This window comes from Acinetobacter sp. YT-02 (assembly GCF_002412355.1).
Lineage (GTDB): Bacteria > Pseudomonadota > Gammaproteobacteria > Pseudomonadales > Moraxellaceae > Acinetobacter > Acinetobacter towneri.
In genome coordinates this window covers 16,752-31,580 of sequence record NZ_NOZT01000048.1, presented here as the reverse complement: position 1 = coordinate 31,580, position 14,829 = coordinate 16,752, and the positions used below count along the sequence as shown (strand labels likewise).

Genomic DNA, 14,829 nt, shown 5'->3' with positions numbered 1-14,829 from the left:
CCACTTGTTTCTAAGTGGGGACTAAATTAAGGCTTATAGGATGAATTCAGAAGGTGTGTTCAGCGGACGCTTACCGAGAAAAATCCAAAGATGCGAATTAGTCGCATGAACCTTATGCAAAGCTATAAAGCTACTGAGCGTAAAGCAAAAGAAACTGGTGATGGAGGTGTATACCTTACTAAACGGCAGAAAGGTGCTGAGGAGCAAGGTGGGTTTGCGTTTAATCGTTAAAGGGAAAAGCCACCTTGCGGTGGCTTCTTTATTGGATTTTATTTGAGTTTTTCCTTATTTACTAAACCTGTAATCCTAGTCAAGCCAAATGCTGTCACTCGCATGTGTAAAAATACACGCTCTTGACCATCATTTTGATTTTTGATTACTGGTGATGCTTTATTGGTAAAAACACCATTCAACACATACTGTGCATGTGGTTGTAATTTCTTTTCAGCATCTCGATAACACCATTTTTTTTGAAGTAAGAAGAATCAGCAGAGCAGAATAATCGTTCTCAAAGTGCTGAAATGGTTGCTCGTTTAGAAAAGAGCTTCGAAAACAATATTCCTTCAGCATTAGTTTCTGAATACATGCAGGCTGTTGAAGAAAAAAATGATATGATTAAAAAACAATTAGAAATCTCTAATCTTCTTGTACTTAAACTAGCTGAAAAGCTACCTGATGACGATCCATCGAAAAGCAAAATGTTAGAATTAATTAATCAATTGAATTAAAAAAGCCGACATTAAGTCGGCTTTTTCGTTGTAATTTATATATAAGTATTTGTTTAAAAAAAAGTTGCAGGATCTTTAAATTGCATCCACGATTGGATACAAAAACGGTCAGTACTTGAGCAGGATTGTTCATCAAACTCCTCAAGCGTGATTACTGTACAGTACTTTCCTGATGGTATTTTTAGATTTTTTTCATCTTTAGAAACAATATTCTCTACATTATAATTAACTTTAAGTTGATTCGTAGAAGCTGAGCCATCGCCATTGAAGTTAGGAAAATACTCTCCTATAACGTAGCCATTCAAACTAGATCCTGAATAAGATTCAGACACAGCATACAAACGAATACGCAATGAACCTGAATATGAATCATTTTGCAAATTTGAATCTGCGTATTTAACTCCCCATGTTACTTGGGTTTTTACTGGATTGTTGTCAGATAGTTTGTAGCTTATAGGTCCATAAAACTCCAGCCCTTTGGGTGATGAGCCTGAGTTTTCTCCACAAGTTAATGAAGAAGATGGAGGGGTAATTATTCCATTTTTCCAATCTATTTCATTTACTTGGTTAGCTTTTTGCTGTTGAGGGTTGTTTTCAGGAATAAGTAGAGTTAAGAAAATACAAACAATAAAAACACTAAAGCCAATTAATAATGGAGCACCCCATGATTTTCTTGTATAACGATCACCAAATTTCTCTTTAACATATTTTGCTTGTTTCTTACCGATTGAAAAGTACCATGCCACCAAGACAAAAAAACCAAGTCCTAAAATAGATAAAATTATTGATGAAATAAACCAAGTTTTAGAGGATTTAGCTTTATCATTATCACCCAAAGCTTCCCAATTTTTCATGTGGAGATATGCCCCAAAAGCTGGGCTGAACAATAAACTCCAGTTCGCAGCAGCATTAGGATTCCACAATTCCATTTGTTGCTGTCTTGGTGATAATGATTCTTTCTGAACTTGTTGTGAAAATTGAGTATTTTGATTTTCTAATTTATTCCCACAATTACTACAAAATTTCGCGTCATTACTATTTGCTTGCCCGCATTGACTGCAAAACATATCCCCACCAAAAATTAATAATTATATGAAATTACGATAGATTAATTTTAGAGCAGTATCAACCCCCTGTAAGGTTCGCTAAATAACCACCTTTAAATAAAACTCTACGAAATAAAGTAGGGTTTTATTTCGGGGCAAGTTATGCAAGAAAACACAATTCCATGGATCATCAAAGTTGTTCCAGCAGTTGTGGGGGCATTATTAGCGTTAGTGTTGAGTGGTGACATAGACAAAGACGGAAAAATCCAAGTGTCTTTGAGCGTTATAGGTAAGTTTTTAGCAAGTGTTACAGTAAGTTTATACGGAGGCTCAGCCTTTATTGAGCACTTCGAGTTATTAGCAAAATCTACGATGTATCAGGGTTTTGTTATGCTTATTTTTGCAGTATTTGGGTTGCTTGCAATCGGTATTATTTATCAATCATTTGCTTTATTACACGGTAAACCTTTGTCTGAAGTAATTGCAGAAGTTAAGTCTGCATTTATTGCGATTATTAGTGCAGGCAAGGGTGGTGGAAAATGAATAAGATGCAAATCAAAAAGCTGCAGAAAATAGTCGGTGTTGCAGATGATGGCATCATTGGTCGTGGCACATTAACTGCAGTATTTAGAAAACTGGGGGCTTCACAAAGTCGTGCTGAAGAGCTCGGTCTTGCTGCTAATGTTCATCTACGCAACTTTGGCATTTTAGATAACTCACTTCGCTTCACGCACTTCTTTGCACAGTTAGCACATGAATCTGGAAACTTCCGATACATGGAAGAAATAGCTTCAGGTTCTGCTTATGAAGGACGTGCTGATTTAGGTAATACACAAGTTGGGGATGGCAAGCGATTTAAAGGACGTGGACCAATTCAATTAACAGGCCGTACCAACTATCGCAAGTATGGCCAGCAGCTCGGCATCGACTTTGAAAACAATCCTGAAATTGTGGCAATCCCAAGCATTGGGTTGATGGTTGCTTGCAAGTTTTGGGCTGACAATCGATTGAACGCATTAGCTGATCAAAACGATTTGAGAGCCATTACCCGCCGTATTAACGGTGGCTATAATGGCTTTGAAGACCGTAAATCACACTTAGCAAAGCTGCAAAGCTGGGTATGATAAAAGCCCTCACTTGAGGGCTTTTAATTCGCTTAGTATTTTATCTATACACTTGGTTTCAATATCGTCTACATGATTTCTTAGTTTATAGGTAACATCCTTGATAGCACCCATTGAATCTGGAAAATGTGCTCTGTGATTTTTTGTGTTGAAAATTAACATATTAATCTGCTGAACGTCGCTTTCAATATCATCATAATATGGCTTTTCTGCAATAAGGCAGTATTTTCTCACTGACTCTAAAAGCGATGCAAAGTCCAAAGCAACCCCCCCAATTGATGCTAGTATATTATTCAGTTCGTTATCCAGATTTAAAAATTCCTTGTCAGACATTTCACTCAGGAATTGACATTTATAATTAAAATTATAGAAGGCATCTCTGAATTGGCCCAAATGGAGATCGGCAGCATCAAATTTATGTATAGCAGCTAAAGCCATTTCTTTTTCTATAGTCTTATTGTGTTGTGCACGCCAGTAATTAAACAGAAAAGTACCAGCAATAGCAGCCCACAATGTAGCAACCCCACTGAAATAGCTTCCAAGCGTATTCAAAGCTACACTCATGGCTTCAGGTGTGCCAATGTGAAAATAAAAAACCCAAAATAAAATATAGGTAATTGTAAATATAGATAACCCGCCAATTACACTGAACGCTAAAGGGTTAATTTTTCCCATAACTCTATTTCCTTAACTGACTCACCATATTAAATTGTAGATGAATCAAGCGTTTTCTTAGGTTTATATTATCTTTTCTTTGGGCATTTTTTCCCATTTCCACCTGGCAAGCAATCACAGGCAGAACCATCTTTATCACGATCCAAACTCTTCCAACCTGTTTGCCCTGACTTTTTGCGCTGCTCATACCAAGCCTGAGCTTCTTTCTGTGTGCTGAAATCTGCGCATTTTTTTGCGTAGGATTGGATGGAAATAAGTGAACAGGCGATAAGTAGTATAAATTTCATTAGGCAGTGTTCTTAATTTCGCAAAGCGTACTTTTTATTACATTTAACCATAAAATTAAGAATATCTGTGTCTTATGCTGCGGTCTACAAAAAATAAGGAAAAATATTTTTTTAAAGTTTGTAGACTGTTGAACTGCAATCAAGGGCAAACTCATGCAATGAAAGTCGACGCATAAAAGTCGGCTTTTTTTATTTGCATTTTTTAAATACATCCAGTTTTTAAAAACAGACTTGGCATTGATTAAAATGTCATAATTGCTAGTATATTCAACGCTTTCAAACATAGTTTTGCATTTATTTTGCAAGGCAAAAAATAAGTTTATTTAATTCAATAGTTTACGCTCGGAAATTTTCAATGCTCTCAATTTATTTAACAGATGTTCAGCAACACGTGCAATTTAAAGATTACCCGGGTGAGCAGCCTGTTAAATTTATCTTGAATTTTAAAAAGATTTTTCCAAGTGTAATGGAGCTTTTACTACCTGTATTGCCTGAAAATGAAAATCTGGAAGAAATGACGTGGGAATCGACCACTGCAGATTTAGAATTATTTAAGTTGTTGCTCAGTGGGTGGGGCGTAATTGAATTACGTTTAAATGCGCTCAGTCAGTTCAAAGGCAAGACATTTGCAGATCAATTGGTGAAACAAGCCCAACAAAAACGTAAAGACTTCGCCAAAGCCCAACAACAATTACAAACTGTAGAGCTAGATTATTTATTTATGCATGAAACACATGCCTTAATTGATGCAGAATTGGTAGAAGTAGGTGAAAAGTTCTATTTGCCAATTTTGCGTGATTTATGGAAAGGCAAAGTATCTACAAAAGTTTTGGAAGCGAAGTTTTAAGAACAAACCCATATTAAAAAGCTGCCTCGGCGGCTTTTATTTTTTATAGAATCATACAAGACGATTAGCAACCACTTGCGAATCCAGATCAACCCCAAATAGCCTAAGCAAAAATTTTAGAAATTTCCTCTCTTAAAAAATAATGTCTTGAATTTTCCTGTAAATCTTTATGCCAATACATCCCCATATTAATTAAGGGCAAGTCTACAGGCACATCAAAAATATTCAATTTTTGGCTCATATTTAAATGCTTTAAAATCATTTTTGGAATAGTCAGTATCGCTTGAGGATGCTGCTGTAAAATCTGTAACGCCGTAGAATAATGCTGACAACGTAAAAAAACCTGCCGTGATAATTGCTTTTGATGCAAATAAATATCTTCTAGCAACATACCAGTACGCCGTGATGAAACCCCAATATGTGCAGAAGATAAATAAAGTGCAGTATTCATTTCTTGTTGTGAACTACAGACCACAAATTGGTCTTGAACTAAGGATTGAAACTGAATTTTATCGCCAAATTTTTGTTCTAAATCAATTACAAAATCAATTTGTTGTGTTGCTAAATCTGCCAAAACCGTTTTGCGGTCTAATTTGTGGCTCAGAAATTGAATATTCAAGTTCAACTTTTGAAAATGCGCCACCAATTTAGGAAAAATAATCGGTTCAATTTCATCATGGATAGCAATTTTGAGCGATTGCAACATATTCGGCTCAAATTGCTGTTTCTGTATTGCAATACTTTGAATCGCCAACAAGGCATTTTTAATAGTCGGATAAATTTGCTCGGCAAAAGGCGTAGGCAGCATTTTATTGCCACTTCGCACCAGTAAATCATCTTGTAAATGTTGTCTTAAACGCTGCAAAGCATGACTGGCGGCAGATTGGCTAATACACAAAATTTGTGCAGCTTTGGAAATACTGCGCTGCTCATAAATTGCAACAAACATCGGGTATAAATTGATGTCTAAACGATGAAAAACGGTAAGATCAACTTTTGCATTGTTATGAACATGATTCATAGTGTTTTATTGAATTAAATCATTTTGTTCATATTACTTTTCAAGTTAAGGTGTTGTAAAGCAATGAATACAATATTTTAAGGGATTTGAACCATGTTTGAGCTATCTGCACGCGCCAAAGACTATATAGAACGTACCAAAGCCTTTATTGCCAAAGAAATTGAGCCGATTGAAGCTGAATTCTGGGCAGAAGTTCACGAATTAAATCAGGGTGGTGACTGGACTAAATGGCAATGGCCAGCACAATTAGAACAATTAAAAGCCAAAGCCAAAGCTGCAGGTTTATGGAATATGTTTTTACCTTGTCCAGAATTAGGACAAGGTTTGTCGGTACAAGAATATGCACACATTGCAGAGTTGAGTGGACGCAGTTTGATTGCGCCAACCGTATTTAACTGTAATGCACCCGACAGCGGCAACATGGAAGTTTTATGGCGCTATGGTTCTGAAGCACAAAAGGCAGAATGGCTGACACCGCTGCTTGAAGGTAAAATTCGTTCTGTGTTTTGTATGACTGAACCTGCAGTGGCTTCAAGTGATGCGACCAATATGCAGGCAACAGCAGTCGTAGACGGCGATGAAATTGTCTTGAATGGTCGTAAATGGTGGTCTTCAGGTTTGGGCGATCCAAATGCCAAAATTATTATTTTTATGGCGCATACACCCGATGAAACCAAAGACCGTCATCATCAACACTCTATGGTTTTAGTCCCTGTGGATACTGCGGGCGTTAAAATTCAACGCATGTTACCTGTATTTGGTGATTACGACGCGCCACACGGTCATGGCGAAGTCAGTTTTGATAACGTGCGTGTGCCTGTTGCCAACTTTATTGGCGGTGCAGGACAAGGTTTTGAAATTGCACAAGGTCGTTTAGGTCCGGGGCGTATTCACCATTGTATGCGTTGTATTGGTGCAGCCGAAAAATCTTTGGAGTTGATGATTGACCGTGGCATGAGTCGTACCGCATTTGGCAAGGAAATTCTGAAACTCGGTGGCAATTTGGAGCGTGTAGCGGAAGCACGTGTGGCGATTGACCAAGCACGTTTATTAACTCTCTATGCAGCCTATAAAATGGATACTTTAGGCAATATGGCAGCACTTACCGAAATTTCTGCCATTAAAGTGGTTGCACCAAGTGTCTTGGAAAAAGTAGTTGATATGGCGATGCAGATTCATGGTGGTGCAGGCGTATCTAGAGATACACCGTTGACAGGTTTCTTTGCCCAAGCGCGTAGTTTACGTCTTGCCGATGGACCAGACGAAGTACACAAAGGCATGATTGCCAAACTTGAGTTGGCTAAACGTGGTTATCGTAGCAGCCGCAAAAAATAAGTCAGTTGCGAATTTTTTATTGTGTCGCTTGGTAGTGTATTCGGCAATATTTCTGATATTGCCGATACATCTCAAGAGAACATGGAAAATCTATGTTAGATTAAAAAAATTGGAAAATTAGGGAAAAATAATGTCAGTTATTGATGTAGGCGGCACAGTACGCGAAGGCGAAGAACTCGATATTCAGGCAGTGACAGCATGGTTAAAACAACAAAATGTCGATGTCGTAGAACCTGTAGAAGTCACACAATATTCAGGCGGTGCATCGAACTGGACCTATCGCCTCAAGTATAGTAATACCGATTTAATTTTACGTCGTCCACCTAAAGGTACTAAGGCCAAATCTGCCCACGACATGGCACGTGAATATCATGTGCAAAAGAATTTAGCACCATTTTATCCTGTATTACCCGAAATGGTGGCTTTGTGTCAGGATGAATCTGTAATTGGCTGTGATTTTTACGTGATGCAACGCATTGAAGGTATTATTCCACGAGCTAAATTGCCGCCTGAACTTGAGTTTAACGAAACGCAAGTGCATGAACTTTGTGTGAATGTCATTGATAAACTCATTGAATTGCATCAAGTGCCTTATCAGGGGACAGAGCTTGAAAAATTAGGCAAGGGCGATGGCTATTGTCGTCGTCAGGTAGAAGGTTGGGATGCTCGCTATGCAAAAGCACACACCATTAACGTGCCATCTTTTAAGTATGTGCGTAAATGGTTGTTAGACCATATTCCTGCCGATTCAAAAACTTGTATTATTCATAATGACTGGCGTTTTGATAATGTCATTTTAGACCCCAAAAATCCGACGCAAGTTATTGGCGTGCTGGACTGGGAAATGGCAACACTGGGCGATCCACTCATGGATTTAGGCTCGGCTTTGGCATATTGGGTAGAAGATACGGACAACCAAATTTTTAAAGCCACTCGTCGTCAACCAACGCATTTAAAAGGCATGTTCACGCGTCAGCAAGTGGTGGACTACTATTTGCAAAAAACTGGATTAAGCACTGACAACTGGACTTTCTATGAAGTATTTGGAATTTTCCGTTTAGCCGTGATTGCTCAGCAAATTTATTATCGCTATTACCACAAACAAACCAATAATCCTGCGTTTAAAGACTTCTGGATTGTGATTCATGCCTTGCATATTCGTGCGTTGAAGCTTATTGGTTTACAAAAGATTGAAGCCAATGAACTGGCGCAAAAATACATCGCTAAATTTAAGGAACTCATGCCGAAATGACCACTATTTATTTAATTCGTCATGGGCAAGCTTCGTTTGGTGCAGAAAGTTATGACCAACTTTCGCCTAATGGTGAGTTACAGGCCAAATTACTCGGCCGCTACTTTGAACGTATTTTAAAAGAAGCGCCTTATGTCGTTGCTGGTTCAATGCAGCGTCATCAGCAAACTGCACAACTGGCTTTGGCAGAATGTTTTCCTGAGGTCGAAATTCATACCGACAGTGCATGGAACGAGTTTAATCATCAACAGGTTTTCGCGCAGTATGAACCGCGTTTTAATCAACCTGAATTGATGAAAGAAGATGTCGCCAAAGAGGTCAATCCTCGTGCATATTTGGCAAAAATTTTTGAAGGTGCGATAGAACGCTGGACGGGCGGTGAATATCACCATGAATATGAAGAATCTTGGCCGCATTTTAAACAGCGTGTCGAAGATGCATTGCAGCATTTATGTGATGACTTAGCCCAAAAACAACCGCGATATGCTGTGGTATTTACTTCTGGTGGTGTGATTTCTGTGGCTGCAGGTAAAATTTTAGGCTTAACGCCCAATAAAACCTTTGCATTGAACTGGGCAATTACTAACTCAAGTATCACCACTTTACGTTTGGTCGGCAGTGAACCACAACTGTTAAGCTTGAATGAACATCATTTTATTAAAGCTGAAAACTCAAATTTATTGACTTGGATTTAAGGATCAAACCATGACAAAAACAATTCTAATTACAGGTGCAAGTTCAGGTATTGGTGCGGGTATGGCACGTGAATTTGCTCAAATGGGTTATAACCTTGCAATTTGCGCCCGACGTTTAGAGCGTTTGGAAACGCTGAAACAAGAACTGGAAAGCCAGTTTGGTATTCGTGTTATTGCAAAAACGCTGGATGTCACCAATTATGATCAGGTGTTTCAGGTGTTTCGTGAATTTAAACAAGATTTTGGACAAATTGACCGCATTATTGTCAATGCAGGCGTGGGCGAAGGACGTCGCATTGGTAAAGGTAATTTTGCCATCAACAAAGCCACAGTAGAAACCAACTTTATTTCAGCTTTGGCGCAGTGTGAAGCCGCGGTTGAAATTTTCCGTGAGCAAAACTCAGGGCATTTGGTGATGATTTCATCTATGAGTGCCATTCGTGGTATGCCAAAACATCTTACTGCTTACGGTGCAAGTAAAGCTGCAGTAGCACATTTAGCAGAAGGAATTCGTGCAGAATTAATTGATACACCTATTCAAGTTACGACTATTTTCCCTGGTTATATTCGTACCGAAATCAACGAAGGTGCAAAAAAACTGCCTTTTGAAGTTGATGAAAAAACAGGTTCACGCTTACTTGCTGCAGAAATTGAAAAAGCGCCAATTAAAGCCTATGTACCTAAATGGCCATGGTTGCCATTGGGCTTAGCTATGAAAGTTTTACCATTAAAATTGGTCAATAAACTCGGCTAAATAGCAGCGATATCATAGTATTTGAATAGCATCCTGAAATTTAAAGCTGATGATGAATGCAATCACTTTAAATGACACGATGCTATTTTTATATTTGAGTCTCTACTTTTGTTTGGGTTTAAAATTTGTATTTTCGGTTTTCGTATTTAAGAGTGAAATGTGATGTGGCTTAGAACAGCAACCCTTGCCTTAATTCCCGCTTTGGTGATTCAGGGAAGTCGTGTTAAAAAGAACACGATCCGATTGCCTGAAGCCGAAGGCGCACGAGAAGGTATTACAGGGCAAGGGCAAACGCTGTCATTATTGATTTTAGGCGATTCTGCCGCTGCAGGCGTTGGGGTAGCACATCAAAATGATGCGCTTTTAGGTGCGGTGATTTCTGCTTTGCAGCATCAGTACCAAGTACATTGGCGTTTAGAGGCGCAGTCTGGAGATACTACCTCACAAGTCATTCAAAAAACGAAAAAACTGGTAAATCAAAAATATGATGTTGTGGTTACTTCTGTTGGTGTCAACGATGTAACACGCTTAATGTCGGCACAGACTTGGATTAAACAACAGCAACATTTTTATCAACTTATTCAAGCGAAATTCCAACCTGAATTAATCATTGCTACGGGGGTTCCACCAATGCATTTATTTCCCGCATTGCCCAATCCATTATCTTGGCTATTTGGACAATACGCAAAACAAATGAACTTACAATTAGAAAAAATGATTGCACAACAAGAAGATATGCAGTGGATTGAATATGATATTCGAAAATATCAATCCATGAATTTAGAAATGGCAAAAGATGGTTTTCATCCAAGTAAAGAAATTTACCAAATTTGGGGCAAAGAAGTCGCGGAGATGATTTTAGAACGGTTTTAGGTAGAATTCTTATGATGTAAAACTCGGTAATGCGTATAAGAAAGCCCTCAAGTGAGGGCTTTTGCTTAACTTAACTTTGCTTATTAATAGCTTGGAGCGGACATCCAAGTCTTATTAGATATTACTTCAGAGCAAGGAGATGTGCTTGCTACAGGCGATTGACTTAACTTAATTAAAGTTGCTGCCTGTAGCTCCATTTCTTTTGCTTTGTCCATAGACAGACTTGAATACGCCAAAGCTACCGATGCACAATTTGCCCAAGTATGAACATTATCACTATCTGTTTCTGCAAGCTTAAAATATTTATCAGCGAGTGCTTTCATTTGATTGCTTTTACCATCATTTGAGGCTGATTGAACCTTTGGTGCTGAAGATTTCAAAGTTAGGATAGTCGACGAGTTTGGAACGCCTGGTTTAAAAGCTTCTAAAGTTTTATCGTCCAACACGCGCATACCATAGGTGATATTGTTTGTAGGATTCGTAAAAATATAATCGCCAGAACTATTCTTTAGGTAGGTTGATGTCTTATTCGGCTCAACAATTACAAGTTTGTTTTCTTCAAATCTCGCATCAATTGAATAATATCCATTTTGAATGGAATATGTTCCATTAGTCGCAGCAAATGTACACATGGATATAAATGAAAACACGATTAGTCCAACTATATTTTTTTTCATTTTTGCGTCCCTTTATTACAGTATTGTTCTTAAATTAATCTACGATCCTTTCAAAAGACATCCCAATATTGGGAGTATCCTTATTTAAATAGTCTTGCTATATATGAATTTTTAAGCAGCATTTCAGAGTTAATTTTTTAAGGGGAATTAAAGATGAAGACTTTAAAATTATTTGCAGCTATAACTATGTGTTTTTCAATTTTTGGATCCACGCAAGTAATAGCTGATGACTCTCCTAATACAGCACTTGCGGTTTGTTGGGAGACTAATTCAGGTAAATATCAATGTGATGGACCAACACAAAGACTATCAACCTCCTATACGACATTATCAGAAGCCTTGAGCTTATCTGGTTGTTCTACTGGAAGAGCGGTACAAACCAATTATCTGACACATGCAAGAACTGGCCGTCAGTATGCAACAGTTTACACCTGCAACTACACACTGAAACCAGGTAACACTGCCTCATATACTACCAACAGAGATGTGCGTGGTTGGTGGGATGGTATTATTTATTAATTTCTTTCTATTAAAAAAGCCCGCTGATGCGGGCTTTTATTTTTCAGTACTAAATGTCCAAATGGCACTTTAGTTGACAAATCTCTGTTTTAGTCCAAAAAGTTGGTTGACAAATCATAGATTTAGCCATAAAAGATGTATTTATTAAATTTAGTAAGTTTGCTTTATAAAACTAAAGATATTGAACATACTATGAGCAGTAGCATTTTAAGATGACCTGAAATGTCAAAAGTGGATAAAAAAGGGAAACCAACCCAACAGAGTCTAGATCTTTTAGATCCAGCTGTTCATCAAGAGCAAGCTGGCGATCTTGATTTTGTTTTAAAAATCCATGATGGACATTTACACGATTTGGAAATTTCAAGTGTTGTTAACTTACTATCAGCCTTAGGTCAAATTGTTGGTGTTAAACAAGCGAGCTTTAATACAATTAAAGAAGGTTCAACGACCATTGCCATAACAGTTCCTGAAGACCTTAAATCTGTCGCAATTTTAAATGTAACTAAAGACACCACAGCAAAACGCAAACAGATTTCCCGTATCCAAAAAGAGTTGGGTAAGTATGCCTTTAGTCATGCTGAAATTTCTTATGGCACATTAAGAGAAGATAAGGTTTATAAACCTAAAGAAATTTTATATGTCGTTCCTGAAGTCGAAACTGAAGATGTTTTCACCCAAGAAGAATCTTTAGATGGCCGTCTAACCCGTCTACAAAAAGGAAAAGATAAGTCAGACCACATTACGATTATTTTGAATAATGGTGAAGAGGTACCAGCGCAGTGTTCTAAAAAGTTATTAGAAGAACTACATCCATTTTTTAATACTGATCAAAGCTTAAGATTTGAAGGAAAAGCCACATACTTAACGAAATCAAATTCTTATCAATTAATATTGAAAAAATATGTTATTCACAAATTCCATGTTATCGAAGACGTTACATTAGATGAATGGATTGATGACTTTAGATCAAAAGGTGCATCAAATTGGTCGAAATATGATGATCCTATTGGTGAATGGCTGAAGGAGCGTCAAGATTGATTATCTTAGATACGAATGCCTTAATTACTTTATTAATGACAAATAAGAATGAGGCTGAATTTAAAAATCTAAATACATTCCTTAAGCAAAATGAAAAATTATCTATTGCATTGCCCATGCCTGTAATTTCTGAGTTTATCGCTGGTGATGACAATGAAGCCCGTTCTTTAAGCTTATTAAAGCCTAATTCAAAGTTTAAGAATTTAGACTTTGATGCAAAGGCTGCTTTAATCGCTGCAAAAATTTATCGTGATTATCGCCAGCTACCACAGAACCAAAAGTCTCAAGAACCACGGCAAAAAGTTAAAGTTGATATACAGATTATTGGAATTGCATTAGCTAATAATGCAACTATTCTTGTATCGCATGATAATGGGGTTAGAAATATAGTGAATGAGCTGGATCTAAATTTGAGTGTTTTTGATTATATGAATAATCATTACTTTGAGCAAATGGCGAGTTTGATTGTAGCTGAAAGTCAAAAAGTTCAATAAAGTTAAAATTTTATAAATAATCTCAGGTTAATTTTTTATGTTTGAAAAGCTTTCTATTAAGAATTTTAAAAGTATTTCTGACTGGCAGGAATTAAAATTAGCGCCAATAACTTTGATTTATGGCCCAAATTCATCTGGAAAGTCTACTATAATCCAATCATTGCTATTGTTGCAACAGACAATGTTAAAACCAAATAAGAATGGTGGCTTGGTTACAAATGGGTTAAATTTAAAATTGGGAAACTTCCCTGTCATTGTTAATAAACATGATTTAAATAAAGATATTGAATTTAATGTGGAGTATTATTATATAGATAATGAGAAAGAATATAATAAATATCATAAAAGATTTGAATTTGTTTATGGATATATCGGTGATTCAGGTGAGCAAGGTTTTTCATTCTTAAAAAATTACAAGTACTTTTCTGAAATGAATTTTAAAAAGAAAAAAATAAATGTAATTAATGAGTTTGTAAATAATTTAGTTTTGAACAATCCATTAAAAATGACTAAAGAAGAATTAAATGAAAGCTCTTTATCGTTTAAATATAGTGATAATAATAATTACTTTTTTGAAGATATTCATAAATTAAAAATAGATAAAGCCATCATTAAAAAAATGATTACGCTTCCAGTATACAAAAGCACATTAAACTACTCTGTTCCATCTTCAACAGAACTGTCTTTTGATTTGCCTCCAATGAGTACTTATAAGATACATCCAGAGCAGTTTTCTATTACACAATTAGTTAATAATGTTGTAACTAAAAATGCGTCGAATTTAAAAGATAAACTGAGTACTATTTCTTATATTGGACCATTACGAAAAAGAATAAAGAAAATTTATATGCTTGAAAATGATAGTGAAATAAGTGTTGGGATTGATGGAAATAATATAGGTTTTTTTCTTTCGTCTCAGGGTGAATTATTATTAGATAAAATAAATGATTATTTTTTTAAATATAAAATCCCATATAAAATACTTATTAAAGAATTAGGAGATGATTTAACAGGCCCTGTAATTTCTATACTACTAGAGGATTTAAGAACAAACACTGTAGTTGGTCCTTCTGATGTGGGGGTTGGGATTAGTCAAATCTTACCAGTCATTGTCGAGGGGATAATTAGAAAAAATTCAACTATTTGTGTAGAACAGCCTGAAATTCATTTACATCCAAAATTACAGGCAGACTTGGCTGAGTTTTTTGTTGATACATGTAAAAATAATCAATGGATTATTGAAACGCATAGTGAAGCCTTAATGCTGCGTCTTCAAAAATTATTACGTATGAAAGATAACAGAATTAAACCTGAAGATATCTCAATTGTTTATGTACATCCAACTTCAAATGGTTCAAAGCTTCATCACATTAGACTTGATGAAGATGGCAGTTTTAGGGATGAATGGCCAGCAGGATTTTTTGATGAACGAATTGATGAAATTTTTGGGTGAGATAAAGTTGC

General features: G+C 36.6%; 18 protein-coding genes and 1 pseudogene. 13 read left to right on the top strand and 6 right to left on the bottom strand.

Features of this window, described 5'->3' with window-relative positions; genetic code table 11:
• Window positions 1–269 precede the first annotated feature (269 nt).
• Window positions 270–479 (bottom strand): annotated as a pseudogene (locus CF596_RS11800) (phage antirepressor KilAC domain-containing protein); the annotation flags it as partial.
• A 42-nt stretch (window positions 480–521) separates the two neighbouring features.
• Here CF596_RS11800 and CF596_RS11795 point away from each other — a divergent pair.
• The gene (locus tag CF596_RS11795) at window positions 522–728 is read left to right on the top strand and encodes a hypothetical protein (RefSeq protein WP_242439158.1); all 207 of its coding nucleotides are present in this window, start codon (window positions 522–524) and stop codon (window positions 726–728) included.
• Between the two features lie 53 nt (window positions 729–781).
• On the opposite strand, the gene CF596_RS11790 is transcribed toward CF596_RS11795, so the two are convergent.
• Window positions 782–1,795, bottom strand: coding sequence for a zinc ribbon domain-containing protein (locus tag CF596_RS11790; protein ID WP_096902571.1), 1,014 nt, complete (start codon window positions 1,793–1,795; stop codon window positions 782–784).
• Between the two features lie 141 nt (window positions 1,796–1,936).
• Between CF596_RS11790 and CF596_RS11785 the strand changes: the two genes are divergently transcribed.
• Together CF596_RS11785 and CF596_RS11780 are read left to right on the top strand one after the other, a co-directional pair.
• Complete coding sequence (locus CF596_RS11785; RefSeq protein ID WP_096902570.1) at window positions 1,937–2,317, top strand: hypothetical protein; 381 nt, start codon at window positions 1,937–1,939, stop codon at window positions 2,315–2,317.
• A 5-nt stretch (window positions 2,318–2,322) separates the two neighbouring features.
• On the top strand, window positions 2,323–2,898 hold the full coding sequence (locus CF596_RS11780) for a glycoside hydrolase family 19 protein (RefSeq protein ID WP_171324997.1): 576 nt from the start codon (window positions 2,323–2,325) through the stop codon (window positions 2,896–2,898).
• Between the two features lie 9 nt (window positions 2,899–2,907).
• Here the strand turns inward: CF596_RS11780 and CF596_RS11775 are convergent, their stop codons facing one another.
• Together CF596_RS11775 and CF596_RS11770 are read right to left on the bottom strand one after the other, a co-directional pair.
• Window positions 2,908–3,573, bottom strand: a complete 666-nt coding sequence (locus tag CF596_RS11775) for a hypothetical protein (protein WP_096902568.1) — start codon at window positions 3,571–3,573, stop codon at window positions 2,908–2,910.
• Between the two features lie 68 nt (window positions 3,574–3,641).
• Entirely contained in the window at window positions 3,642–3,860 is a 219-nt protein-coding gene (locus tag CF596_RS11770) for an excalibur calcium-binding domain-containing protein (protein WP_096902567.1), read from the bottom strand.
• A gap of 355 nt (window positions 3,861–4,215) precedes the next feature.
• Here CF596_RS11770 and CF596_RS11760 point away from each other — a divergent pair, with 355 nt between their 5' ends.
• On the top strand, window positions 4,216–4,707 hold the full coding sequence (locus CF596_RS11760) for a hypothetical protein (protein WP_004973565.1): 492 nt from the start codon (window positions 4,216–4,218) through the stop codon (window positions 4,705–4,707).
• Between the two features lie 103 nt (window positions 4,708–4,810).
• On the opposite strand, the gene CF596_RS11755 is transcribed toward CF596_RS11760, so the two are convergent.
• Window positions 4,811–5,728 (bottom strand): LysR family transcriptional regulator, encoded by a 918-nt coding sequence (locus tag CF596_RS11755; protein ID WP_096902565.1) that lies wholly within the window; start codon window positions 5,726–5,728, stop codon window positions 4,811–4,813.
• Window positions 5,729–5,821: 93 nt separating this feature from the next.
• Here CF596_RS11755 and CF596_RS11750 point away from each other — a divergent pair, with 93 nt between their 5' ends.
• The 5 genes from CF596_RS11750 to CF596_RS11730 all read left to right on the top strand — a co-directional run bounded on the left by CF596_RS11750 (window position 5,822) and on the right by CF596_RS11730 (window position 10,637).
• Window positions 5,822–7,063: an acyl-CoA dehydrogenase family protein gene (locus CF596_RS11750; protein WP_004973568.1), complete on the top strand. Its 1,242-nt coding sequence runs from the start codon at window positions 5,822–5,824 to the stop codon at window positions 7,061–7,063.
• A gap of 130 nt (window positions 7,064–7,193) precedes the next feature.
• Window positions 7,194–8,315, top strand: a complete 1,122-nt coding sequence (locus CF596_RS11745) for a phosphotransferase family protein (RefSeq protein ID WP_096902564.1) — start codon at window positions 7,194–7,196, stop codon at window positions 8,313–8,315.
• Window positions 8,312–9,010, top strand: a complete 699-nt coding sequence (locus CF596_RS11740; RefSeq protein WP_096902563.1) for a histidine phosphatase family protein — start codon at window positions 8,312–8,314, stop codon at window positions 9,008–9,010. The genes CF596_RS11745 and CF596_RS11740 overlap by 4 nt, the downstream gene beginning before the upstream one ends.
• A 10-nt stretch (window positions 9,011–9,020) precedes the next feature.
• Window positions 9,021–9,764, top strand: a complete 744-nt coding sequence (locus CF596_RS11735; protein ID WP_004973576.1) for an SDR family oxidoreductase — start codon at window positions 9,021–9,023, stop codon at window positions 9,762–9,764.
• Window positions 9,765–9,926: 162 nt separating this feature from the next.
• A complete protein-coding gene (locus tag CF596_RS11730; RefSeq protein WP_096902562.1) occupies window positions 9,927–10,637 on the top strand; it encodes an SGNH/GDSL hydrolase family protein in 711 nt (236 codons plus the stop codon).
• 83 nt (window positions 10,638–10,720) lie between these two features.
• On the opposite strand, the gene CF596_RS11725 is transcribed toward CF596_RS11730, so the two are convergent.
• On the bottom strand, window positions 10,721–11,314 hold the full coding sequence (locus tag CF596_RS11725; RefSeq protein ID WP_096902561.1) for a hypothetical protein: 594 nt from the start codon (window positions 11,312–11,314) through the stop codon (window positions 10,721–10,723).
• A 153-nt stretch (window positions 11,315–11,467) separates the two neighbouring features.
• On the opposite strand from CF596_RS11725, the gene CF596_RS14590 reads away from it, so the two are divergent.
• From CF596_RS14590 to CF596_RS11710, 4 genes are all read left to right on the top strand, one after another.
• Window positions 11,468–11,833 carry a hypothetical protein gene (locus tag CF596_RS14590; RefSeq protein ID WP_131261438.1) on the top strand — a complete coding sequence of 122 codons (366 nt, stop codon included), beginning with the start codon at window positions 11,468–11,470 and terminating at the stop codon, window positions 11,831–11,833.
• A 222-nt stretch (window positions 11,834–12,055) separates the two neighbouring features.
• Window positions 12,056–12,871, top strand: coding sequence for a hypothetical protein (locus CF596_RS11720; protein WP_096902560.1), 816 nt, complete (start codon window positions 12,056–12,058; stop codon window positions 12,869–12,871).
• Window positions 12,868–13,365, top strand: coding sequence for a PIN domain-containing protein (locus CF596_RS11715; RefSeq protein ID WP_096902559.1), 498 nt, complete (start codon window positions 12,868–12,870; stop codon window positions 13,363–13,365). Before CF596_RS11720 ends, CF596_RS11715 begins: the two co-directional genes overlap by 4 nt.
• A gap of 37 nt (window positions 13,366–13,402) precedes the next feature.
• On the top strand, window positions 13,403–14,818 hold the full coding sequence (locus CF596_RS11710; RefSeq protein ID WP_096902558.1) for a DUF3696 domain-containing protein: 1,416 nt from the start codon (window positions 13,403–13,405) through the stop codon (window positions 14,816–14,818).
• The last annotated feature ends 11 nt before the right edge of the window (window positions 14,819–14,829 follow it).